Genomic DNA, 25,706 nt, shown 5'->3' on the forward strand with positions numbered 1-25,706 from the left:
TTTTGTTCTGTTTTATTGCTTATCTACATCGAAATAAGTGGTTCACAATATGTTTTGTTTACCACCCTGTCTCTCATAAGTTTCATATCAGTGAAATTTCGACTGATATTCTGTATTATATCAAGATAATTGTCTGTACCATCTTCTTTAATATAATAGTATGGCTTGATGGATAAACAATTTTTGTGTTCAAAAAGAGTGTTTAGTAGTGTCCTATCTGAATTACCACATGAATGACCCATAATACATACTTGATATGGTGCAGAATCCATAAATGCCAATGCATTTCTATAATTGTCAGTCTCCAAATACTTAATGGTTTTCAAATTGCATAGGCATCCATTGTCATTAAGATTTTTCAGTGCCTGATAATTTTCATCTATTTCATCGCCATATCCAAATATTATATTTTGTGGTTTGTCTAATTCCCCATGTATGTAATTAAGGAAAAAGTTCTGATTATGATACAAATGAACCGTTTTCGTATAGTTGAAACTTAAAAGCATTATATGGTCTGGCAGCATAAAAGGCCTAGGATAATCAACATAGTAAATTTCATGGCAATGTTTTTTATAATTGTCCACATAATCAGAATCAAATTCCTCTTTGTATCTTTGCATTTTACTTGCCCAGTATGAATTGTCCTGTTTCATGCACCAGTCTATATACTCTTTTAACTGAAAGGACTTCCCAACAGAGATTTCTTTCGGATTGATTGGAGAGTATATTTTGTTCCAGATAGATTCATTAATCTTGGTATCAGTGTTATTTACTAAGCTTAAGTATTGAACAAGTTTCTCTTGCAATGTATGAAGCTGTTGATTCAATTCCTCGACAGTAGTTTCAGTATTTCCTTTTAAAGCACATTTAGACAACAAATCATAGTACTCATTCTCAATATCTACCCACTTCTTAGTTTCAATACTTTTACATATTTGTTGAAGGAAAGGACTTATCCAATAATCGCATAAATCTTTATCCTCTTTTGCTAAGTGTATTACATCATTTACATCCCATGGAATCAATGGATTTTCTCGTCTATAATACCAACCTTGAAAAACTGATGCCCAATTCAAGACTTCTACATTATCCTTAATCATGAATGAACACAATCCGTCCGTCTCTGTTTTATTTAGACCACGTAAAAGCTTCTCTCCCCAGTCTTTCCAATACCAGTCAATAAAGTTTTTATAACTAGTTTTTAAACCGTGAGCCAAGTCGAAGCCATTTCCTATGAGAACTATTCTATTCATCTACAATACTTTCTATTGTGGTTACGAATGGGAGATATCTGATTTCACCTCTACGCTGAGTCTTTAGGATGTTTGCATTTCCCAAATCAGCAGATTGTTGGGGATTGTAATCCAATAACAGATATTTTACAGCATCCCTTTCCATGCGGATCAAATACTCAGAAGGAACAGCACCTCTGTCAACCAATACAGGTTCTTTAGTCAACTGATAAGCCTTCGGATTACTCCAATAATGGAACATCAAGTATTTGATGCTCTTATATGCTATCATCTGCTCATCCTTCAGCATACCTTCTTTTAGACCCAATGCAATTTTACCAGCAGTTTCTGTCTTCTGACGAGCACCACTACCGATAGCGTACATCAGGACTAAGTCCAATTTGCCATTGGTCAACTCTTTTCGTTTCGTATTGGGCAGGTCAACGGGAATGCTACCATAAATAAAGATATCTTCTGCTGCAACCATCATCTCGCCTTCCTCTTCAATTGGAGGATACATATAAATCGTTGGTGCAGAAGTAGTCTTTACATCATTATCTTCCACTTCTTCGTTTTCCTTGAAATTCTCCACCTGCTCCATTACCTCGCGGAACACTTCTGGAGTGTACTGAGGCGGGTAGCCATTTTTGACAAGACAAATCTTGATGTCTTGTTTCAACTGGTCACGAACTCGCTGGTTATTGAGCCAATCGGCAAAGGACGATTTCGCATCAATGATATCTCGAATCTTGCAAGCAAGACTCTTACACTTATCGTTGACCACAATGCCATCTACCTCTTTGTCTTCTCCGTATTCGAAGTTGTTCTTGTCCCTTAGATGAATCAGAATGTCATAAAATGCCTTCTCTTCAAAGGTTAGCCCCAACTTACGGAAACTCTCACGGTCGGCCTGCATTCCTTTGAGGATGTTCAGAGCTTGCTCTGTGGCATTCTTGATAATACTTTCAGCTGTGGCTTCCTGAGTAGCACCAGCCTCTTGTTCTGACAGGAATTTACGTCTGTTGTGATACTCCTGAATGGTCGACTCCAGCATTTTTTGAAATTTCTTCGATGCTACCTGATTGGTCTTACCATATTCCGTGATTTGTTTGCGAAGAAGTTTTATCAGCGTTTCCAGTTTTGAAGCAGGCATCTTGATGTCTTCTAGCCTTTCCGTGAATTCAGGTCCGAAAATATCCATTTCCTCACCCTCTTCAAGAATACTTTCCACATTATTATACTTCAAGGCTTCCTCCACCATCTTTGCTACACGCCGATTCATGGTGTCGGTATCAGGTGCATCAGTACCATTCATCTTATATACCATACCGGCAATAGCCATGAAGCATTGTGCCAATGCCGACTCCTCCTCACCAAGTTCTCCCGAAGGTTGACAAAGGTCGTAAGCCTTGCGCATCCTTTTCACATTTTGTAGGAAATAGGTCTTGAAAGTAACTTTCTTTGTTTTCTTTCCATCCTTGCTGACAGAGTTGAAGTTCTCGTTTGACGAGAATACAAACTCCGCAGCCTTTGCCAATAGTGTGTATCTGGTTGCAGGATCGGTATCAGGATTCAGGAATGGTGTCAGATCATAATTTCTGAACAATGCCTTCAAAATCTCCATGTACTCACGGAAGATGAGAGTAGCCTGTTCTATATCATCTTCGGTTAATGCAACGGAATTGTCGCCACCATACATCTTTCTGGCTTCCATCATCTGGTCGCGAATACCGATATAGTCAACAATCAAACCATACTCCTTGCCGGGGAATTTTCGGTTGGCACGGCTGATGGTTTGTATCAACGAATGTTTCTGCAACGGCTTATCGTTATACATGTAGGTAAGACATTCCACATCGAATCCCGTTATCCACATATCCACAACAATCACGATTCGGAAATTGGAATGCACCTGTTTGAAGGCGGCATCCAAGTCTTCCGAACGTTGGTCGTTCTTCACGCCTCCAAGATAATTGTACATATCCGCCGCATCATTACTTCCCACGCTGGCTACCATGGCGATAGTCGGCATTTCCTTCAGTTCTTTCAGCTCTTCGGGCGATACTTTGACACCTTCTGGAGTCTTCTTTTCATCGAACCATTCAGGGTAATGAGACTTGAACTTCAGCAACAAGTCGTAAGCAATCTTTCTGTTTGAGCAGACAATCATGGCTTTCTGCACTCTGTCTGGGTCGTTGGCTACGGAAGATACGTAGTGGTCATGTATATCAACGGCAAGTTTTTCAAGACGATCTGACTCTCCAAGAATAACCTCTAATGAGCTCATGGCTTTCTTACTCTTTACTATATCTTCTTTGGTAGAGCCTTCCTCGGCGCACTTGGCATAATAGGCTTCGATCTCTTTGGCTTTCTCCTGATTCAGCAACACTTTGGCAATGCGTGGATGATACTTGATAGGTACAGTTATCTTATCAGCGACAGCCTGATCCATCGTGTAGCGGTCAATCTCATCTCCGAAAGTCTGATAGGTTTCTGCAATAGGTGTTCCTGTAAAGCCTACGAATGTTGCATTTGGCAAGGCTTCGCGCAGAACCTTGGCGTATGGCTTTGATATCATGGCCCGCATATTCTCGTCAGCATCCTCGCTGAACTGAATACGCTTTGAGCCTTCAATTTGTGTACGATGTGCTTCATCGCTAAAGCAGATAATATTACTTCGGTCGTTGACAAGTCCAATCGGGTCATCCTTCCTGTCGCAGAACTTCTGGATAGTGCAGATGAAGAAACCGCCACTGTCTCTCAGACTAAGTTCTTCACGAAGCTTTTTACGACTTGGCACTACAGAAACCTCGCCCAAGCCCAAAAACTCAGTACTCTTGGTAAAGAGTTTCGCACCTTGTTTTTGAAGGTCTTCGCGGTCAACAATCATCAGTATCGTAGGCGAACCTATCTCGGCTGCACAACGCAACGAGAGTTGACGGGCAAGGAATGCCATCGTATAGGTCTTGCCGCATCCGGTGGCACCAAAGTAAGTACCACCTTTACCGCTTTTTGTTTTCACCGATTTGATGACACTCTCCCTGAGCAGTCGTGTGGCAAAGAACTGTGGATAGCGACATACTATTTCCTTTTCATCACTGTCAAAGTTCTCATCTTGGAAATACACATAGTCCCTAAATATCTCCAAAAACCTTTCTGGGCGATAAACACCTCTCACCATTGTCTCCAACTCGTCGAAAGGCATGGTGCTTACTTTATCGCCATTCTCCACACGACGCCATGCATAGAAGTGTTCGTAAGGTGTACGTACTGTTCCTAATCGTGTCTTTACTCCATCGCTGATACAAGCCAAAGGACAGTAATGAAGCAGTCCTGGAATATCTCGCCAATAGCGGATGTTGATTTGTTCCCAGGCATCCTCGATTGTGGCATTGGCATCTGCAGGATTTTTCAGTTCTATCACGCAGACGGGTATTCCGTTCACGTATAGCAGCACATCAGGACGGCGGTTCTTTACTGCACCATTATTGATGTATTCCACTGTGAACTGGTTGACAACGCGGAAGATATTTGTGTTCTCTTTCTGCGGATTATCTAAGCACGCAAAGTCTATCAAGTTGACAGTCGTTGGCCTTCCGTCTTTATCAACGGCAGTCACACCATTCACCATCCACTTATAGACCTTATGCAATGTGGCAAAATCAGAATCGGCACCAACCAATCTGACATTATCTGCTATTCTTTGCAGTTCCTCGTCCTTCACATTCTTGTGATTGTCCTTTAGGAACTGAAGTAGATCTTCCATGTTGAGCACTTCTTTCCTATTGGCTCTTGTTATAGAGTCACCAAAAAGATATTGCCATCCTTCTCTTTCAAGGAAAGCAATGAGAGCATTCTCGTAATCGCTCTCCACGAAGTGGCCGTTGATGTTCTTTAATTTTGCCATAATTAATTTCTTATTGTGTTTTGCCAGTTTGTTGAGTGAAAGTTCCTGCCTGAATTGCTTTTAAATCTTTAAAGAAATCCTGCAATTCCTGTATAGTAGGAGGATTTTCTTCCGATTCCATATCGACATGGATTTCACCACCAGAGACTCGACCATGGATTTCATGTAACCTATCAACAATATTTGATGATGCGGAGTTTATTTCTTTGAGCTTATCCCATTTTATATTATCCCCTCCACAGTATTTTCTTAATAGTTGTTCTTTTAAAAGCACCTCATCAATTAAATATTCAACACACTTTCGTATATTTTTGGGTACATCTTTTAAATCACTCGTGTTAATTGTAGATATTTCATTCTCAATTTTTGCAATAATAGTTTTGGAGTCCCTTTGTAAATAGCGGTTAACAATACCTTTTTTAGAAAGGTTCTCATCTATTTCATATGCAAAAATATGTTTTGTTTTCTTATTACATGTACTTTCTCCATATTTATCACAAAAATGTCCTTTGCTTGTTGATCTCAATGAATTCATAAATAATTGATAATGCGTAAAAACAATAATCTGATTATTGAAAGACAATAGTCTATTTGCAAGTTTTGCGACAATTCTGTGATCTAAACTTGTTGTTGGGTCATCAAGAATAATTGGATAATTCTCATTTTGTATTTCTGCAAAGAACACTGCTAAGCCAACAGCCTTTTGTTCACCTTCACTGAGTACATTTTTTATTGAATTATTACCTGTCAATACCAATTCCGTACTGCACTTTCCTTTACTCCCATTGGAAACTTTCAACTGAACTTTTAAATCTTTACGACCTAATTTCTCAAGTTCGTCTTTTAACCTACGCTCCAAAGCGGAAGTAAGTAATTCATTTTGAGCTTGATTAGATTTGTTTGTTATTCCTTTGGTGTTTAATGAGTTTCGCTTATTCTCAATGGCTTTTATCTTGTCTTGAATATTAAAATAGTTGTTTATTGCAACTTTTTGCTTTGAAATTGATTCTTTTTCTTTTAAAGCCACAATCTCTGTTTGTAAAGTAGCAATTGTTTCCTCTTTTTTTACTTTTGATGCATTTAAAGAATTTAACTCTTCTATGTTTTTGCCAATAGTATCTTGAATAGCTTTCGCTTCAACAGAAAAGTCAGTGTTAAAAATTTTAATATCATCTACACGTTTTGCAGACAATAAGGACTGTTTATAGTCATTAAGCGCAGTAAGTTTTGTTTCTAAAGTTTCTGAATCACTAACGATAGATTTTATATCATCTGTTAATTGTATAGACACATCATATCCATTAATAGTATTTCTAATCTTTTTCAAATTTTCAGTTGCCGCATCAAGTTCACCAGCTGAAGTATCATTTAAAAAAGTAGCATATGCTTGAATAATTTTTACCGCATCTTCAGAAACAATATCTTGATGACAATAAGGGCATTTCTTAATTTCATTCTCATTTAATTTTGAGGAATATTCTTTTCCTGCTTTAATAAAGTTCTTCCACTCCTCAGTATTTGACTGAGGCAAACTCTTTAAAATTTGAGATTGTAAAAGTGCTTTGTCGTTCTTTTCTTTTGCCGTTTTATAAGAATTAAAAGCTCTTTTTAAATATTGAGAATAATCACCCAAATCCTTTACCGTATTGTTTACTTTTTTTGTAAACTCAGAATATATATTATTTTTTTGAGTGAGCAAACTTATTTTGTCTTCATAATTCGTTTGTTGTAATGTTGTAAGTGTAGATTGTTTTTCCTGTAAAGATTTGTTGTCCGCATCTGAGAAAGAATACTTTCCTTTTATCTCATTTCTTTTAGCATCATCAAAATCTAGTTTTTGATTAAATGAAGTTTTAAGATCATTACTCAAATTTTCCGTATTGATTACAGGAAGATTCCCGCGTTCTGTCGTTGCTAATAGAGTTAACCTCTCTGAAAAAGAATCCATTATTTGAGCTATGTATGAGAACAAATGCAACCCCAGTGGATACACGACGGCTTCATCTGGAGTTCTTGATACAAGTAACCCATTCAGATAAGATGAATCAAACACTTTAACACCATTAAAATCTGGCAATGCCCTATTAGAATTGTCCCAATTCAATGTTTTGTGAGTTTTACCTTGTAAATATTTAACTTCTACCGAAATCGCTTTTCTATCAGCTTCTAACGCATAAATATTCAAAAGTATCTCTTTTTTCTGATTACCCCCACAAACTTCATTTAATATTCTAAAATATCCACTTTTCCCGGAGCCATTTAACCCATATAGAACGGTTAAATCAGGAGAAAATTTCATTGTTTGATTTTCGCACAAAGCATTTACACCACTTACATGTGTAAGTGATTCAAACAACAGTTTCTGAGAATACTGTTGTGCAGATGATAGATTGTAAGTTTGTACCTGTAAAGGGGTATCATTTAATAGATTTTCAAAAATCTCATTTTTACGTGATTCTGCAATAGAACCATTTGTTTCAATGGCATCTTTTACCAAAGCCTTTAACCATTCTGGTTTATTATTTGAAAACTCCGATAAATAATCTTTCGCATGATTCTTATTATTCATAATTGCTTTTCTCTTTTTATTCAGTTAAACTTCCCCGTATCAATACAGGGCATATATTTTTCAATTGCTCTTTGAGTGCTTCTGCTATGCGTTGGCGCTCGATATAACACTTATGGATGTTGACTATCTCACGTTGAACAAAAATGTCAGGGATTGGGATTTCCACATCATTCATATCATCCATCGTGAACACCTCTCTTGCACTTCCCCATGAATTGAAACGCGCATAGCGGTCGAATTCTGGACGATTGAAATACATAAAAAGATACTCTGGAAGCAATTTCTGTTTGTCTTTCACTCGAAAAACAGTATATGCCGATGATACGATGTAAGTATCATCAGAATCGTTAATGGCAAGAGTGATTTTCTCTCCATTTCGCGATGTTACAGGAACAAATACAAAGTAGTCTGGTTTTACCACAATGTAAGGTGACAAAGAAACACCAGCCATATCTGCCTTTGTGTCAATGAACTTCTTTTCTATAGAAACTCCACGAAGATTCTTCAAGGTATATATACCCTCGCTATTTCTTTCGTCACACACTTCTATAAACTCTCCAATTTTCAATTTTTCATTTTCAGCTTTCAATTTATCCAAGTACCCATCGCAAACAAGTTTCAATTCATCCACTTTGCTTTGATAGGCAGCAAGATTGTTTTGGAGTGCCAAATAAACATCAACGTATTTGCGCTGCTGCTCGATGGAGGGGAGGGTAATGTCAAAATCAACAAATCTTTCCCAATCCAAGTTTGAGCGAATGCTTCCATCGCTACAGAAAGCACCAAAACGGTCTTTTTCTTTCGATAGAAAAAGCATGAAAAAATACTCTGGAATGACAAGATCTTCCCGAATAACTTCAAAAGTCGTATATGCAGGAGATACGATTATTGGCTCTTCTCCATCATACATGCTTATTCGTATACATTCATCTCTTCCTGTTTGCATGCCACTAAACACAAAACGTTTCTTCCGAACCACTTTATACTTCGATTCGTCAAGCCCTTCTGTATTAGCCCATGTCGGCATAAACTCTTTATTGATATTCAACCCGTAAAAGTTGATATAGCCATAAGAGTTACGCTCGTCACATAAAGAAACTAATTCGCCAATTTTATATTTCTTCAATCCCATAGCCTTACTCTTCCTTCTCTTCATTATTTTGTAAACGGAATATTTCTTTTTGTTGTTCTATTTCACGTGCCAAAACTTCCTTTGACGGCATATACGTAAGATACTTTGAAGCATACATCTGCTTGTTGGTGGCAAGAGTAGAAAAACGTGCCACATCGGCATTTGTCTCTGAACAAAGAATTATTCCGATTGCTGGATTATCGCCTTCGGGACGCTTGTAGGTGTCAAAAAGTTTAAGATACATATCCATTTGACCCACATCCTCATAAGACACTTTGGTGGTTTTGAGGTCAACCAAAACGAAACATTTCAATAGATAGTTATAGAATACGAGATCAATGTAGTAATCATTGTCTTCTGTATGTATGTGCATTTGCCTATCAACCAAAGCATACCCTTTGCCCATCTCCATCAGAAAATGTTCCAAGTGATCAAGAATGGCTTGCTCCAGTTTGCTTTCTGTGAATGCTTCCCGATGTTTAAGCCCCAGAAACTCAACAAGCATAGGGTTCTTGACAAAGGTTGATTTCTCGTTCTCATAATCAGCTGTCAAACGGCACATCTCGTCAACCACTTCTTGTCTCTGTGACTTTGGGGTTTGAGCAAGGCGATAGTAATATTGAGAATCAATATTGCGCTTCAGCGTGCGATAGTCCCATTGTTGTGTGGCAGCCTCATGCATATACCAAAAGCGTGCATCAGGATCAGCTACACGTATCAGTCTTTCATAATGACTCCATGAAAGCTGAACTGGCATTGCGATTCCATTGTCGGAAGATTCAGCAGGCATTGTCTGCTGAATTGATGCGAGCCTCGACCTGAATTCAGCAGGCACTGTCTGCTGAATTTGCAATTCCCGGAATGTCAGATAGAACTTGCGAAAGTTTCTTATCTGTGTTTCGGAGAAGCCTTGCCCAAACTCTTTTGTAAGAACTTGGGATGCCAGTTCTACAACGTGCTTGCCGTATTCCGCACGAATCTTTCCCTGTTGTTCCTGCTCTACAATACGTCTGCCGATAAGCCAATTTTGCGCAACCTGCATTAAATTAGCCATACGGTAGCTGACGTCTCTGGCAGCAGAGACGATTGTCCGAAGGTCGTTTACAAAATTTATCTCTTTACCTTCTTGGTTATGCAACGTTATATTCTCCATAGTCATACCTTCTCTTTGTTTATGCTATAGCCAATGCCCTTGAAAGCCTCTTCAAGCATCTTTTGTGATTCCTTCTCTCGTTGCATCAGTTCTTTCATTTCCTGCTGAATGCGAGCCATCTCCTTGGGATAGTCTATCTCCAAATCGTGGTCGATGAACTCGATGTATTTGCTTGGCACCAACGTCCAATTGTTCTGCTCAATCTCGTCAATGCTCACGCTACGATATAGCTCAGGTACAGCAAAGTTGTTGCCGTCTGTACCCTCCGACTGCCACTGATGATAGATGTCTGCCACGCGTTGAATCTGCTCCGTAATGAGGCGCACCTTTTTCTTTTGTTCGCCCTTAACTGGGTTCTCCTTCCATTGGCGCAAATCCATAAAGAGTATTTCGTGTTCCCTGTTGCGGAGTTGACGACCATGATACTTGCCACCCTTCTTGTTCTGATTGAGAATCCAGAAGGTGACGCTGATATCCGTAGTGATGAAAAGTTCTCTTGGCAAGATGATAATGGCTTCCACTTTGTCATTCTCTATCAGTTTCTTTCGGATTTCAAGAGCATCTGTGTCGCCCAATGCACCATTGGCCAAAAGGAATCCAGCCACACCCGAAAGAGGTTTCAGGTGAGAAAGCATGTGAAGAATCCACGCATAGTTGGCATTACTCTCTGGAGGAGTGGCGTAGTCTGTCCAACGAGAGTCATTCTTCAAGTTATCATTATACCAGCCTTTCAAGTTGAAAGGAGGATTTGCCATGATATAGTCGAAATACAATCCCTTATGCAGGTCGTTGGTGAAAGTGGAATCGCTTTCCGAACCCAGATTATGACTGATGCCACGCAAAGCGAGGTTCATCTTTGCCAAACGATAGGTGGCAGCCTCTTTCTCTTGTCCATACACATTGATACGACTGATGTCGCCTTGTTTGGCTTTCACCAAGTCGGTGCTTTGAATGAACATACCTCCCGAACCACAGCAAGGATCATAAAGAGTGCCGTCGAATGGCTCGATAACAGTAGCGATGAGCTGAACAACATCATGAGGTGTATAGAACTCTCCCTCTTCCTTGGTAGCATTTACGGCAAACTCCTTCAAGAAATATTCATATACGCGGCCTATCAAGTCCTTCTCTTCTCCAAAAGTCTTGTGGCTTATTTTGTTGACCTCGTCCACAATCTTCTTCATGTCATTGGCTCCAAGATTGCGTTGGGTGAATGTACCCTCAACGAAACAGCCCTTCAACGTAGGATTCGTTTCACCAATACTGCGAAGAGCCGTGTCAAGAGCCACATTAAGTTGTGGAGCTGCCGTGTTGATGATGGTTGACCAACGAGCCTCTACGGGCAAATCGAAAGTACCATCGGCAAAAGTGGCATCATCAAAGAAAGCCTTGATAATCTCCTCGTTGTCAGGGTCTAATCCTTCCTCAATGAGACGCTGACGAAGCGAAGCCACGCCATCCTCGTATTTCTCGCCCATAAAGCGGAGGAACACGAGTGTAAGCATCATGTCGCGCTTCTCGAAAAATGATCCTGAGTTCTTTGCCTGTCTCAATATATCTCTACACTTGAACAAGATATTATCAAGGTTCAGTGCTTCTTTCTTACTTGCTTTCTTTGCCATCTATCTTATTATTATCTTTTAGTTTTCAAAAAATCTTTTGTTTTTTTCAATTCGCTATTCAATATAACCCAATGTAGAGTTGGCCTTTTCAATATAAGCTTTATACTCTCGAACTATGAGTTCTTTGATATCAACTTCCAACAAGTCCGCAATTTTTAGCAGACTTGCAACATCTGGCTGAGAAGAGTTGGTGCACCATTTGGAAACAGTGGAGGGTTTTACACCCATTTGTTCAGCAAGCCACTTGTTGGTTCGCTTCTTCTCTACTAATACGACTTTAATTCGATTTATATCTTCCATATCACTCGGATTTATGGCACTAATATAGTGAAAATAAATCACTTTTACGAACACTAATCGTTTTTAGTAATTTTTTACCCCAATTTTTATACTTTTTTATGAGTTTTGCCAAATCAAAAGCTGTTTTTATAACCAATTTCATGACTGAACCATCACTATTTGAACTTCTTGGATGGCATTATTCCGCCTCTGCTATTGGCAATCAAACAGAGTTTATTATCAGAAAGGTTTCGCCAAATGCTTTGAGATTGTCTCAATTTGAAACTAAATTTGGTCACTCTTGCTATCTATACATAAAAATTATGTCAAGATTGGCAGTTTTTTAATGTAAAACTTGTGCAGTAGAATAAAAACGTTATCTTTGCATCGTAAAAAGTTGCCAATACTGGCAAAAATATAATATAGAACAATGGAGATAAAAAGAGATCGATATCTGAAACAACTGATCGAAAGCCGTCAAAATGGCTTTATCAAGGTGGTAACAGGAATCCGCAGATGTGGTAAGTCGTATCTGCTGAACGTCTTGTTCTATCACTACCTATTAGATAATGGGGTGGCAGATGACCACATTATTCGCATTGATCTTGAAGATCGCATGAACAAGGATTTGAGGAACCCAGACATGATGCTCCATTATGTTCACGACAGAATCAAGGACAAGGAATTGTATTACATCATCATTGATGAGGTGCAACTGATGGACGAGTTTGTGGATGTATTGAACAGTTTCCGTCATATTGATAATGCAGACACATACGTGACTGGCAGTAATTCACACTTCTTGTCGTCTGATATTCCAACGGAGTTCCGTGGCCGAGGAGAAACTATCCATGTGAACCCACTATCTTTTGCAGAGTTCTACTCTGCCGTTGGCGGTGACAAGCAAGATGCATGGCGTGAATATTACACCTATGGAGGTTTGCCGCTTATTCAATCTTTTGAAACAGAAGAGAAGAAAATAAACTATCTGAAGGGACTATTCGAAACAGTTTATTTGGCAGATATTATCGAAAGGCATAGAATCAAAAATGATAATGAACTGCGTGAGCTGGTACTTATTTTGGCATCGTCTATAGGTGCTCCATGCAATCCTACTAAATTGTCGAACACCTTCAAAAGCGTTAAGAATGTAAGCATTGGTAGTCAAACTATCTCTAATTACCTTACCTATCTGTCAGAGTCGTTCCTGCTGAACAAAGCCATACGCTACGACATAAAAGGTAAGAAATACATCAACACACTATCCAAATACTATTTCTCTGATATTGGTTTGAGAAATGCTATCCTCGATATGCGCCAACAAGAAGAGACGCATATTATGGAAAACATCATCTACAACGAACTTATCACACGTGGCTATAGTGTAGACGTTGGAATGGTGGAGATAAAGAAGCAAGACAAGGATGGCAAGTGGGTTCGTATTCAACTGGAAGTGGACTTCATCGCCAGTCTTGGCAGTAAGAAATACTATGTGCAGTCGGCATTGTCTATACCTGACAGAGAAAAGGAGATACAGGAGTCTCGTTCACTGACCAACATTAATGATTCTTTCAAGAAGGTTATCATTGTGAAGGATCACATCATGCCACGTCGCAATGAAGACGGCATACTAACAATAGGTCTTTTTGATTTCTTGCTAAAAGAGGACAGTTTAGACATCTAATAATCTGTATATATAAGACTTGGTAATTATGGAGATAGACATCTTTCCCGTTCCATCTACAAAAGGAGTGCATCGCTATATTGGCACGTCATTCTTAGGGCTGATTATCATTACCTATATAGTTGGCGCTTACAAGATTGCTCAACAATTGATAGGTGAGGACAAGGAACTGCTTTGTTTTCTTGTCACTATACCTATATTTATAGGTGGATATGCTGTATTCGTATTGTTGCTTCATGGCATCAAGCAATGTCTTTATGCTTACTTCAAGAGCAACAGAAAGGAATTAAACAATCGAGCAGACCAAGAGAACATGGACGCTTGCATCATAAAGCATCTGGAGGATATTCAAAAGAAGTTGGAAACAAAACCTGCGGTAGAAACACCACAAAACAAAGTGGTTCCTGAGCCTGTACAACAAGAGCCTAAGGTTTCTGAAGCCTCAAAAGATTTGAAGCCACAGATTATATCAGAACTGGAGGAGACTCTTAAAAACGCACAGCGAGATTTGGCTCCGTTCATTCAACAACTGCACATTGACCGCACCCAAATGGCAGAAGCGAAAGAAAAGCAAGAGAAGGACAAACTTGATAAAATCCTTAGATATACTCGTCTTGTTTTCCTTCCACACGGATTCAGCGATGAAGAGCTTTTCCAGATTGAGGAAGCCGTTATAAGCTGCTTGTTCAATACAATGGCATTGTGAATTGTGTATCGGTGAAGATTGAAAAGAAGAAACTGAAGCAGACCGACCTAAAGAACTTTGCTTGGAACATCGGCCATCAATATAACATAGACTCCGAGGTGCTCGCTATGTTTGTAGTCAATCTATTCCATTCTTGGTTCAAGAATACCGAGAAGGGCACGATACAAAAGACGCTCCATAACACAACAGGTACATATTCAATTAAAATTGACGAGAATATCTTAGAGCATCTGCCAGAGTTGGAAGAAAAGGTGCTTGGCAAGAAACACAAATAACAGCAATCTGAAAATAATTGATATTATGTTCAATTAGAGTAAAACTTGTACAGCTAATACTAGTCGGTATAGTAAAAACAGAACGAACATGAAACAAAATAGATACAATGAATTATATAAAGAGTTGAATCCTTCCCTTAGAATGAAGTTGAATGCTATACGTATGAACTTACATGAGGGAAAGGCTTCTTGTTTAGTTGGTGCAGGCTTTAGCAAGAATGCCGAAATGGATGATGCCACTCATATGAAAGATTGGTTCGAGCTTGCAGATGACTTCTATGAGACTCTATATGGAGAAAAGCCAGACGATAAGAATGTAAGATATAAGAATGTTCTTAGGTTGGCATCTCAAGTGGAGGCATCCAAAGGAAGAGGGGAGCTAGAATCTTTGATTCAAAATTCTCTGCCTGATGAGCGTGTATATCCAGGACGATTGCATATCGAACTAATGAAATTGCCATGGTCTGATGTTTTTACTACAAATTATGACACACTGTTAGAAAAGGCTTTCATAGAGGCTGATAGGTATTACTACAAGGTAACAAATAAGGAAACATTATTGTACACGCCTCATCCAAGGTTGATTAAGTTACATGGCAGTTTTCCCGATATACGTCCATTTATTATAACCGAAGAAGACTATCGCACTTATCCACAACGATTTCCAGAATTCGTAAATACAGTGCGACAGTCTCTAATAGAAAATGTTCTTTGCCTTATTGGGTTCTCTGGTGATGATCCAAATTTTCTCAGTTGGATAGGCTGGTTGCGTGATGTTATGGGAGAACAGGCCTCTCCTGTGTATCAGATCACGTATAACAACCAAATGCACGATTCTAATATTCATCTTTCGCACGACCTTGGAATCGATGTCATCAACCTTGCAGACATAAAAAAAGTTAGTGGTTTCTCGGAAGCATTGGATTTTTTCTTGATGTATATAGGCAAGGAATATAAAACGGATTGGTCGGGAGAGTTAAAAAATGCCCATACATCAATACACATCGGAGAAAATTACGACGTCGATGCTCTTATAAAAGAAATGAGGATGATACGCGAATCGTATCCAGGATGGATTGTATTGCCAGCATCTCATATGCGTGAATTTTCCGACACGAAGGAATATATACCTTTCTGGACCAACATATATGCGAAGTGTGCTAATGATGTTATAAAGCAAGTGAATTTCTTGTTCGAAGTAAATTGGCGTATTGAAACTGCATTGGCATCTCCTGATATTGAATGGTATCTACAAGCTTTAAAACAATTGCCTTCAGAAGATGCAAATGGTTTGGACAATGCTACATATCAGAAGCTATTGGGATTAAAGCTTTCTCTTCTCAACACCTATCGTCTCAAAGGTGCAGATGATGATTATGTTCATCTGTTAGAAAACATTGAGACTCACATTTCTCAACTCACTTACGAGCATAAACGGCAGTTGAATTATATAAAATGTCTATATGCCATCTCGACATTGAATTATTCCAACGTTCAACAAGTTGTTGATGACTGGAGCCTCCGCTCATTTGATTATCAAGGCCACTTGTGGAAAGCCGGGATGCTGATAGAGATGGGGCAGTTGCGAGAATCCCAAGTAATGCTTCGTGACTTATTGAAGTCAGTGAAAAGGAATATTCTAACATCAAAGTACTCCGCACAGTTGTCTTCTGTTCGCTCTGCCATAGAACTCTTCCTATGGAGGATGGATTATATGTATTCCATGGATAAATCTAACTCAGACTTCGACTTTGCTGAGATTGCGAGAACTTGTCGCGACATGATTGTTAAAGAAGAAAACAAACCTTCGCATCACCAAATAACACATGGCTTCAATCTATTAGACACTGGTCAACAATGGAATTTTGGCGGAAGTGGATTTAGAGGAGATTATTATGGGGCGATTCGTTATTTCCGACTATATGAAAAGTTAGGATTCCCATTTGGTATGCCTGTAGGTTTTTCTTCGGAAGTTGAGACTAAGACTTTTATGATAGAGCGATTAATGCGTTATTATCCGAAGTATGCATTACAATGGATCGTTAGATGTTGTGAGACAAAAACTACAAATGCATTAAACCGTGAAACATTATTACATATTAGGCGAGAAGATGCTTGTGCGTTTTTTGACAAGTCGATTGCATCTTGCGAAATAGGTCTTGACCAGTATGCAGGAAGAATCCTACAGAAACGAGTTTTGACTTGTCTGTTGCCCATACTGGTAAAACTTTCAGTTTTGCTTACGCAGGAAAGAATGGAACGTGTATTTAATGCGCTTTGTATCGTATATCGTCAACATTCACGAAAGTATGATGGAAAACAAGTCCAAACTTTATACGACAACTTGTCTGGAGAATCGTTGAAACGCTGCCAGAAAAAAGCTTTGGAACAACCAATTTTGCAATCAGGCGTTAGAGAAGAAGATTTTAAAATGCCCAATTTGTTGAAAGATGAAATTGATTATTCTATAGAGGCTGGTAACATCGCCATGACAGGTTTATCGTCTGATGTAATTAAAGAGCAACAAGCAGCTTACAAAAGACTCAGAATTTTAAAACGGACAAAGAAAGATGATTTAACTTCTTCTGTTTTAGATACGTGCATTAATGTATGGAGAACAATACCGCCTTTATCTGATGATAAATTAGAATCTTTTTATGAGTTTCCTGCAGAGGAAAATACGATGAAATCCATAGCGGCTTCTGAGTTAGATTCGTTTTTGGCTACAGACTTCACAAATGAGAATTCTTCTGCCTTCATAGATAAAATCTCGAATAAATTATTCCGTCTTCAAATAGGCTTCCCTCGTTTTACAGAGGAACAACACTCGCTATTCTTGAACAAAGTAATAAAAATTCTTACAGAAAATGAAGATGCATTCAAAAAGGATGATTCAGACAGCTTCTTTGGTGGTTTTCGTCCTCACGTAGAGAAAATATTCTCATTTTTAAATTATTATAGTCAAATAGAGGGACTTCCTTCAAAAGACAATGATGGATGGCAATCGTTTAAAGGTGTAATAGAAAGATATCGTAAGCATGGATATCCGGTATTAACAATTATGACTCATTTATCATATTGGGGTGTATGGAAGACGGGGACAATCAAGGACTACGTGAAAAATGCCCTATTCTCAGATTCTATTTCGTTAGTACGTGATGCAGGTCAAGCTTTGGTTTACATGGCTTATAAACAAGGTTCAAGAGTTAACCAAACTATAATTAACAACATCATAAGCAAGGTGTCTTATGTCTTTAATGAAGATTCTCATACATATCTCCATATTATAAGGGGTGTTTTATTGAATAAGGGAGTAAGTAAAGAAGCACGTGTCATGTTAGAAGATTGGATGAGACATCTGCCTGACCGAATAGAACGTTGTTTGGTATCAGAAGAGATAAAAGACGATATTAGATATTATGCAAATCAAATCGCAGGAATCATGACGATCATTTGGCCCGACTGGACAGGTTTGAGTGCTTGGCAAACTTATATGGAAAAAGAACATATAAAGAATGATGTCAGAAACGGCTTTGAAATAGGAGTCCGTCTTGCTAATAGGAGTTAGAAGAAAAGGTGCCCGGCAAGAAACACAAATAACTAAGTTGTGGATTTCTATTTTTGTTTGGCTTTACAGTCTCTTTTACGTTCTCTTATCGTTCACGTGAATTTATAAACACCTGATACACAATAGTGTTTAGATTTGAGGAGGTGAAGTAATCTAAGAAGAATTTATAATATATTATTGTTGTTCGGTAAACGAAAAAATCAAGAGCTGAAAAAAGGGGAATAAATCCCGCTGGATTCTTCCCCAAAGTTACTATCTTTGTGTTGCTAAACAAAAACGATGGTAACCATGAGCAAAGATACTAATTTTTCCGGACATCCAGTACTAAGTCAGATAATAAAGTTGATAAACCGAGATAAGGTGAATGAATTAGCCACAACTACAAAAGTCAACAGATACGTGAAGAGCTTTGATGCATTTACGCATCTTGTAGTGATGATATATGCGGCATTGAGCGGAGCCAAGTCTATCAGGCAAGTTGTAGAGGGCTTTGAGGCCAACGTAACCCGCCTGAATCACTTAGGCATCGCCTATTTGGTGAGGCGCAGTACTCTGTCTGATGCAAACAAGAAACGGACAAGTCAATTCTTTGGCGACGTTTACAATGCCCTGTACGAACGATACTCGCCCCTTTTATCGGACAGCAAGGCTTCCAAGGCTCTTCAGAAGGGGTTGTACATCCTTGACTCGACCACGATAAGCCTTTTCTCTCAGATACTTAAGGGCGTTGGACGGACTCCTAAAAATAACGAGAAAAAGGGCGGTATAAAGGCTCATACGCTGTTAGAGGCATCTTGTGTACTTCCGTCATTTGTAGATTACTCCGCCGCTGCCATACACGACCACAGTAGAATGAACAGTATCTTGTCGCTCCCATCTGGATCATTCGCCACGTTTGACATGGGTTATGTAGATTACTGGATGTGGAAGCAATTCACAGACCATGACATCTTCTTTGTCACCAGACAAAAGGACAAAATGAGCTTTACTGTGATAGAGAATATAACATGTAGTAGCGATGATGACATTGTATCTGACCAGAAGATATCGGTCGTCTATCGTCATACTACGGAAAGAGAGCTGACCGAGGAGGAAATGAAACACAGACGAGGCAGGAAGCCAAAGAAACGTCCTACAGTTAAACAAACTGAGACGGGAATGTTAGTTCTCAGACGCGTCGTGAAGAAAACCGATGATAAGAAAGGGACTATTGCGTTCATTACCAATAATTTCAGTTTGTCAGCAAGTGAAATCTGTGAAATATATAGACGGCGTTGGGGGATAGAATGTTTGTTTAAACGTCTTAAGCAGAACTTTCCCTTGAAGTATTTCCTGGGAGACAGCGTTAATGCCATAGAAATACAGATCTGGTCGGTTATGATAGCCTATCTCTTGACAAGGGTTATCTCCAAAGAGGCAAAAGATAAGATGTCGTTTTCCAATCTCGTATGCGCTATCCGGCTTACAATGTTCTCCTATATTGATATTGTAGCCATGGTCGTAGACCCCTTACGTGCTTGGCGTGATCTCAAGGAGGCCCAGCGAAAGCAGGCTTTGGCTTACAATCCGAAATATATACAATTAAGCCTCTTTGATGACCTATAGGGGTTACTTTTCAGAAATAAGAATCATGTCCCGGTTTTGCTGGGGTTCCGAAAGCTAAAATCACGGAATCCGGGTTTTACCGGACAGCAATAATAATATATAATAGGGCATAGCTCATCTGAGCTATACCCTATTTATTTTTCATGAACTATTATATCCTATTTTCCAACATTTATCTTTTATATTATTGCATATATAGATAAAAATTACTATTTTTGTAGAAGATTAATAGAGAAACCAAGAAAAACTAAATACATAAATATGAATATTAAAAATTTTACGGGATTATATCCCCTTTCAAAAACACTACGCTTTGAACTAAAGCCAATAGGAAAGACAAAGGAGAACATCGAAAAAAATGGAATTCTAACGAAAGACGAACAGAGAGCTAAGGATTACCTAATAGTAAAAGGCTTTATTGATGAATATCATAAACAATTCATCAAAGACCGCCTTTGGGACTTCAAACTTCCTTTAGAGAGCGAAGGAGAAAAAAACTCACTCGAAGAATATCAAGAACTATATGAGCTTACGAAACGTAACGACGCTCAAGAAGCAGATTTTACAGAAATCAAAGACAACCTACGCAGCAGTATTACCGAACAATTAACAAAGAGCGGTTCTGCATACGATCGTATATTCAAGAAGGAATTCATCCGCGAAGACCTAGTTAATTTTCTTGAAGATGAAAAAGACAAAAATATCGTAAAACAGTTTGAAGATTTCACCACATACTTTACTGGCTTCTACGAAAATCGAAAGAACATGTATTCTTCTGAAGAGAAATCAACTGCTATCGCTTATAGGCTCATCCATCAAAACTTACCAAAGTTTATGGACAACATGAGGTCCTTTGCTAAAATAGCAAATTCTTCTGTTTCTGAACATTTTTCAGATATTTATGAGAGTTGGAAAGAATACTTGAATGTAAACAGCATTGAAGAAATCTTTCAATTGGATTATTTTTCAGAAACCCTAACGCAACCTCACATCGAGGTTTACAACTATATCATTGGTAAGAAGGTTCTGGAAGATGGTACAGAAATAAAAGGAATCAATGAATACGTAAATCTATATAATCAACAACAAAAAGATAAAAGCAAACGATTACCATTTCTTGTTCCACTTTACAAACAGATTCTCAGCGATCGTGAAAAATTATCATGGATAGCGGAAGAATTTGATTCTGACAAGAAAATGCTTTCGGCTATTACAGAGTCATACAATCACTTACATAACGTATTAATGGGCAATGAAAATGAATCATTGCGCAATCTCCTCTTAAATATAAAAGACTATAATCTTGAAAAAATCAATATAACCAATGATCTCTCATTAACAGAAATTTCCCAAAATCTTTTCGGTCGTTATGATGTATTCACCAATGGAATAAAAAATAAGCTAAGAGTTCTAACTCCAAGAAAGAAAAAGGAAACTGACGAAAATTTTGAAGATAGAATAAACAAGATATTCAAAACCCAAAAAAGCTTTAGTATCGCTTTCCTCAACAAATTACCTCAACCAGAAATGGAAGACGGTAAACCTCGAAACATCGAAGATTATTTCATAACACAGGGAGCCATCAACACAAAGTCAATCCAAAAAGAGGACATCTTTGCCCAGATTGAGAATGCATACGAGGATGCACAAGTCTTCTTACAGATAAAAGATACTGATAATAAACTTTCACAGAACAAGACAGCTGTAGAAAAAATCAAAACACTGCTTGATGCACTCAAAGAACTTCAACATTTTATCAAGCCTTTACTTGGTAGTGGTGAAGAAAATGAGAAGGACGAATTGTTCTATGGTAGCTTCTTAGCAATATGGGACGAGTTAGACACGATAACTCCTCTATACAACAAGGTTAGGAACTGGTTAACAAGAAAACCTTATAGCACAGAGAAAATAAAGTTAAATTTCGATAATGCACAGTTACTTGGAGGATGGGATGTTAACAAAGAACATGATTGTGCAGGAATTCTTTTGCGAAAAAATGATTCCTATTATCTTGGTATTATAAACAAGAAAACAAATCATATTTTTGATACTGACATAACACCTTCAGATGGAGAATGTTATGATAAAATTGATTATAAGCTTTTACCTGGTGCCAATAAGATGCTTCCAAAAGTCTTTTTTTCAAAATCAAGGATAAAAGAATTTGAGCCATCAGAAGCTATAATAAATTGCTATAAAAAAGGGACACATAAGAAGGGGAAAAACTTTAATTTAACAGATTGTCATAGATTAATTAATTTCTTTAAGACATCTATTGAGAAACATGAAGACTGGAGTAAATTCGGTTTTAAATTTTCAGACACTGAAACTTATGAAGACATCAGTGGATTCTATCGTGAAGTCGAGCAACAAGGCTACCGACTTACTTCGCATCCTGTTTCCGCTTCATATATTCACAGTTTGGTTAAAGAAGGTAAACTTTATCTTTTCCAAATTTGGAATAAAGATTTCTCCCAGTTCAGTAAAGGAACACCAAACTTACATACACTCTATTGGAAAATGCTCTTCGATAAGCGTAACTTATCCGATGTAGTCTATAAGTTGAATGGACAGGCTGAAGTATTCTATCGTAAATCTAGTATTGAGCACCAAAATCGCATCATTCATCCAGCTCAACACCCTATTACCAACAAGAATGAATTAAACAAGAAACATACCAGCACCTTCAAATATGATATTATCAAAGATCGTCGATACACAGTTGATAAGTTTCAATTCCATGTACCTATCACTATAAATTTCAAGGCTACAGGACAAAACAACATCAATCCAATTGTACAAGAAGTAATTCGCCAAAATGGTATCACACACATTATTGGTATAGACCGTGGTGAACGCCATCTTCTCTATCTCTCACTAATAGACCTAAAAGGCAATATCATCAAGCAAATGACTCTTAACGAAATCATTAATGAATATAAAGGTGTCACCTACAAAACTAACTACCACAACTTATTAGAAAAGCGTGAGAAAGAACGTACAGAAGCTCGTCATAGTTGGAGTAGTATTGAGTCTATCAAAGAACTGAAAGATGGATACATGAGTCAAGTGATTCACAAGATTACAGATATGATGGTAAAATATAATGCCATAGTTGTACTTGAGGATCTAAACGGAGGCTTTATGCGTGGACGACAAAAAGTTGAAAAACAAGTATACCAGAAATTCGAGAAGAAACTAATTGATAAATTGAACTATCTGGTAGACAAGAAACTTGATGCAAATGAAGTCGGTGGTGTTTTGAATGCTTATCAATTAACCAACAAATTCGAAAGTTTCAAAAAAATAGGTAAGCAAAGCGGATTTTTGTTTTATATACCAGCATGGAACACCTCGAAGATTGACCCTATAACTGGTTTTGTAAACTTGTTTAATACTCGATATGAAAGTATAAAAGAAACAAAAGTATTTTGGAGTAAATTTGATATCATTCGATATAATAAAGAAAAGAATTGGTTTGAGTTTGTATTCGACTACAACACTTTTACAACAAAGGCTGAAGGTACACGCACAAAGTGGACTCTTTGTACACATGGAACAAGAATCCAAACATTCCGCAACCCCGAAAAGAATGCACAATGGGACAATAAAGAAATCAATCTTACGGAATCCTTTAAAGCCCTCTTCGAAAAATACAAGATTGACATCACTAGCAATCTAAAAGAATCTATAATGCAAGAGACTGAAAAGAAATTCTTCCAAGAATTGCATAACCTACTACACTTAACACTTCAAATGCGTAATAGCGTTACAGGTACAGACATCGACTATCTTATTTCTCCTGTTGCTGATGAAGATGGAAATTTCTATGATAGCAGAATAAATGGTAAGAACTTTCCTGAAAATGCTGATGCCAATGGTGCATACAACATTGCCCGCAAAGGTCTCATGCTGATTCGACAGATTAAACAAGCAGATCCCCAGAAGAAGTTCAAATTTGAAACCATCACAAATAAAGATTGGTTAAAATTTGCCCAAGATAAACCATATTTGAAAGACTAATGGATGATTACATTTCCATAGCAACTCTCAATGACTACATCTTTTGTCCGTACTCCATATATCTACATAATGTATATATGGAGACGGATGAAAGTCTGTATAAAGCTACCCCTCAAGTAAAAGGTTCAATTGCACACGAAGGCATAGATAAAAAGACAGGTAGTACACGTAAAAGCGATTTGTATTCAATGCCAGTATATAGCGACCAGCTAGGAATAAGAGGAAAAATAGACATCTACAAGTCTGACAAGAAACAACTCATAGAAAGGAAAAATAATATCAAAAAGATTTTTAGAGGACAAATTTATCAACTTTGGGCCCAATACTTCTGTATGACAGAAATGGGTTATCAAGTAGAATTACTCAATTTCTACGAAATATCTACGAACAAGATGATACCTATAAAGATACCATCTGAAGAAAACAAAAAAGAACTAGAAATATTTATTCAACAGTTTAAGAACTATAATCCATCTGAAGATGTAATTACTGTAAACACCAATAAATGTTTACACTGTATATATTGTAATCTTTGCGACAAAACAACCTACGATAATGTTTACACATAAGGATATAGAAACACGTACCATCTTTGTGGTGAACTGTATAGAACATACACGAAGTCTACGAGTACAGAATGGAGAATTAATGCTAGAAGAAATTCTGGAAGACAAGAAAACCACGTTGACCAAATTTCCTTTCCAAAAGATTCTAGCATTATTCATAATTGGGCATATCACCATAACAACGCCTTTAATTGAAAAATGTAAAATACATGGGATTGCTTTGGTAGTTATGAAACCTAATCTACGGCCCGTGTTCTTTTGGTCTAACTCCGCAGAAGCAAACTATTTGCTGAGAAAACGACAATATGAATATCAAGATACAGACTTACATATTGCCAAGATATTAATAACAAATAAGATTTCAAATCAAAAGTCTATATTAGAGAAGACACGTAAAAAAGACGAATTAACAACACAAGCCATCAATCAATGTGAAGCTGCATTAACAACAATAGAAGACATTGAAAACTATAATTTATTGATGGGAATAGAGGGTTCGACCGCTAAGTTCTTCTTTTCAGCATATTATCATGAGTTCGACTGGAAAGGAAGGCATCCGAGAATGAAATGTGATGCATTAAATGTTACACTAGATATCGGATATACCATTCTTTTCAATTATTTGGAATCCTTTCTTCGAATGTACGGATTTGATTTATATAAAGGAGTATATCATCGTCTATGGTACCAACGAAAGTCCCTAGTTTGCGATATTATGGAACCATTTAGATGCATCATAGACCACACCACCCTCTTAGCTTTTCACAAAAAGCAATTTAAGGTCCAAGACTTTACCAGGATAAAGGGTGAACTACACTTAAAATATGAAAAAAGCTCTGACTACTATAACATCTTCTATAAAAGCTTAATAGATTACAAAATGGATATATTCAAATACATCCAGCAATACTATCGCTGTTTTATGGGGAGGAAATCTACAATAGAATATCCTAAATTTATATATTGATGAAAATAATTAGTTACGATATTTCAGATAATCTTTGGAGAGGCCGATTTGCCAAAATGCTGAAGGCACATGGAGCAATCAGACTACAATATTCCGTCTATGAAGTTGCGAATACCAATCGAGTCATTGACAATCTTGTCTCCAAAATTGAGGCATGGGCGAAACATTTCACAGCAGATGATAGTGTTATCATATTTGATGTCGATAAAGACAATTTAATCAAATATGGGAATGCAATTCACAGAGATAAACCTATAGTTTTTCTATAAAACAACTCTTAGTCTCTACATTTTTATCTTCAAACCCATAAATTACTTATAATCAAGCACTTAAACAAGCATACATAATACATTTTTCTATCAGGTGGGGACAATATGTGAATCAATAATCTCAAAAGTTCTTCCATTCTTCGCATATT

Annotated in this window: 16 protein-coding genes; 9 read left to right on the forward strand and 7 right to left on the reverse strand. The window is 37.7% G+C overall.

Going from position 1 to position 25,706, the window contains the following annotated elements; translation table 11 throughout:
* Positions 1 to 23: 23 nt before the first annotated feature.
* From K333_RS12850 to K333_RS11760, 7 genes are read right to left on the reverse strand one after another with little or no spacing between them, the layout of a single operon-like run.
* Positions 24 to 1,253 carry an AbiH family protein gene (locus tag K333_RS12850; RefSeq protein ID WP_024989002.1) on the reverse strand — a complete coding sequence of 410 codons (1,230 nt, stop codon included), beginning with the start codon at positions 1,251 to 1,253 and terminating at the stop codon, positions 24 to 26.
* Positions 1,246 to 5,139, reverse strand: a complete 3,894-nt coding sequence (locus K333_RS11755) for a type I restriction endonuclease subunit R (protein ID WP_024989001.1) — start codon at positions 5,137 to 5,139, stop codon at positions 1,246 to 1,248. The genes K333_RS12850 and K333_RS11755 overlap by 8 nt, the downstream gene beginning before the upstream one ends.
* A gap of 10 nt (positions 5,140 to 5,149) precedes the next feature.
* On the reverse strand, positions 5,150 to 7,708 hold the full coding sequence (locus K333_RS0102815; RefSeq protein WP_027452306.1) for an AAA family ATPase: 2,559 nt from the start codon (positions 7,706 to 7,708) through the stop codon (positions 5,150 to 5,152).
* Between the two features lie 16 nt (positions 7,709 to 7,724).
* Positions 7,725 to 8,840, reverse strand: a complete 1,116-nt coding sequence (locus K333_RS0102820) for a restriction endonuclease subunit S (protein WP_027452307.1) — start codon at positions 8,838 to 8,840, stop codon at positions 7,725 to 7,727.
* A gap of 4 nt (positions 8,841 to 8,844) precedes the next feature.
* Positions 8,845 to 9,993, reverse strand: coding sequence for a PDDEXK nuclease domain-containing protein (locus K333_RS0102825; RefSeq protein WP_024988997.1), 1,149 nt, complete (start codon positions 9,991 to 9,993; stop codon positions 8,845 to 8,847).
* A 2-nt stretch (positions 9,994 to 9,995) separates the two neighbouring features.
* Complete coding sequence (locus tag K333_RS0102830) at positions 9,996 to 11,615, reverse strand: HsdM family class I SAM-dependent methyltransferase (protein ID WP_024988996.1); 1,620 nt, start codon at positions 11,613 to 11,615, stop codon at positions 9,996 to 9,998.
* 54 nt (positions 11,616 to 11,669) lie between these two features.
* Positions 11,670 to 11,915 (reverse strand): helix-turn-helix transcriptional regulator, encoded by a 246-nt coding sequence (locus K333_RS11760; RefSeq protein WP_024988995.1) that lies wholly within the window; start codon positions 11,913 to 11,915, stop codon positions 11,670 to 11,672.
* Positions 11,916 to 12,324: 409 nt separating this feature from the next.
* On the opposite strand from K333_RS11760, the gene K333_RS0102845 reads away from it, so the two are divergent.
* From K333_RS0102845 to cas2, 9 genes are all read left to right on the forward strand, one after another.
* Complete coding sequence (locus K333_RS0102845; RefSeq protein WP_027452309.1) at positions 12,325 to 13,578, forward strand: ATP-binding protein; 1,254 nt, start codon at positions 12,325 to 12,327, stop codon at positions 13,576 to 13,578.
* A gap of 28 nt (positions 13,579 to 13,606) precedes the next feature.
* Positions 13,607 to 14,284, forward strand: coding sequence for a hypothetical protein (locus tag K333_RS12630; RefSeq protein ID WP_238314197.1), 678 nt, complete (start codon positions 13,607 to 13,609; stop codon positions 14,282 to 14,284).
* An 11-nt stretch (positions 14,285 to 14,295) separates the two neighbouring features.
* Positions 14,296 to 14,559, forward strand: coding sequence for a hypothetical protein (locus K333_RS13420; RefSeq protein ID WP_244870403.1), 264 nt, complete (start codon positions 14,296 to 14,298; stop codon positions 14,557 to 14,559).
* Positions 14,560 to 14,647: 88 nt separating this feature from the next.
* Positions 14,648 to 18,127 (forward strand): SIR2 family NAD-dependent protein deacylase, encoded by a 3,480-nt coding sequence (locus K333_RS0102855; RefSeq protein WP_027452310.1) that lies wholly within the window; start codon positions 14,648 to 14,650, stop codon positions 18,125 to 18,127.
* 288 nt (positions 18,128 to 18,415) lie between these two features.
* The gene (locus K333_RS0102860; protein ID WP_024988993.1) at positions 18,416 to 19,732 is read left to right on the forward strand and encodes an IS4 family transposase; all 1,317 of its coding nucleotides are present in this window, start codon (positions 18,416 to 18,418) and stop codon (positions 19,730 to 19,732) included.
* A gap of 261 nt (positions 19,733 to 19,993) precedes the next feature.
* Positions 19,994 to 23,755 (forward strand): type V CRISPR-associated protein Cas12a/Cpf1, encoded by a 3,762-nt coding sequence (cas12a, locus tag K333_RS0102865; RefSeq protein WP_024988992.1) that lies wholly within the window; start codon positions 19,994 to 19,996, stop codon positions 23,753 to 23,755.
* Positions 23,755 to 24,324, forward strand: a complete 570-nt coding sequence (gene cas4, locus K333_RS0102870) for a type V CRISPR-associated protein Cas4 (RefSeq protein WP_024988991.1) — start codon at positions 23,755 to 23,757, stop codon at positions 24,322 to 24,324. The genes cas12a and cas4 overlap by 1 nt, the downstream gene beginning before the upstream one ends.
* On the forward strand, positions 24,311 to 25,288 hold the full coding sequence (gene cas1 / locus K333_RS0102875) for a type V CRISPR-associated endonuclease Cas1 (protein WP_024988990.1): 978 nt from the start codon (positions 24,311 to 24,313) through the stop codon (positions 25,286 to 25,288). The genes cas4 and cas1 overlap by 14 nt, the downstream gene beginning before the upstream one ends.
* Positions 25,288 to 25,557 carry a CRISPR-associated endonuclease Cas2 gene (gene cas2, locus K333_RS0102880; protein WP_024988989.1) on the forward strand — a complete coding sequence of 90 codons (270 nt, stop codon included), beginning with the start codon at positions 25,288 to 25,290 and terminating at the stop codon, positions 25,555 to 25,557. Before cas1 ends, cas2 begins: the two co-directional genes overlap by 1 nt.
* The last annotated feature ends 149 nt before the right edge of the window (positions 25,558 to 25,706 follow it).

It is taken from the genome of Segatella albensis DSM 11370 = JCM 12258 (assembly GCF_000426565.1).
In the GTDB taxonomy this organism is placed as follows: Bacteria; Bacteroidota; Bacteroidia; order Bacteroidales; family Bacteroidaceae; genus Prevotella; species Prevotella albensis.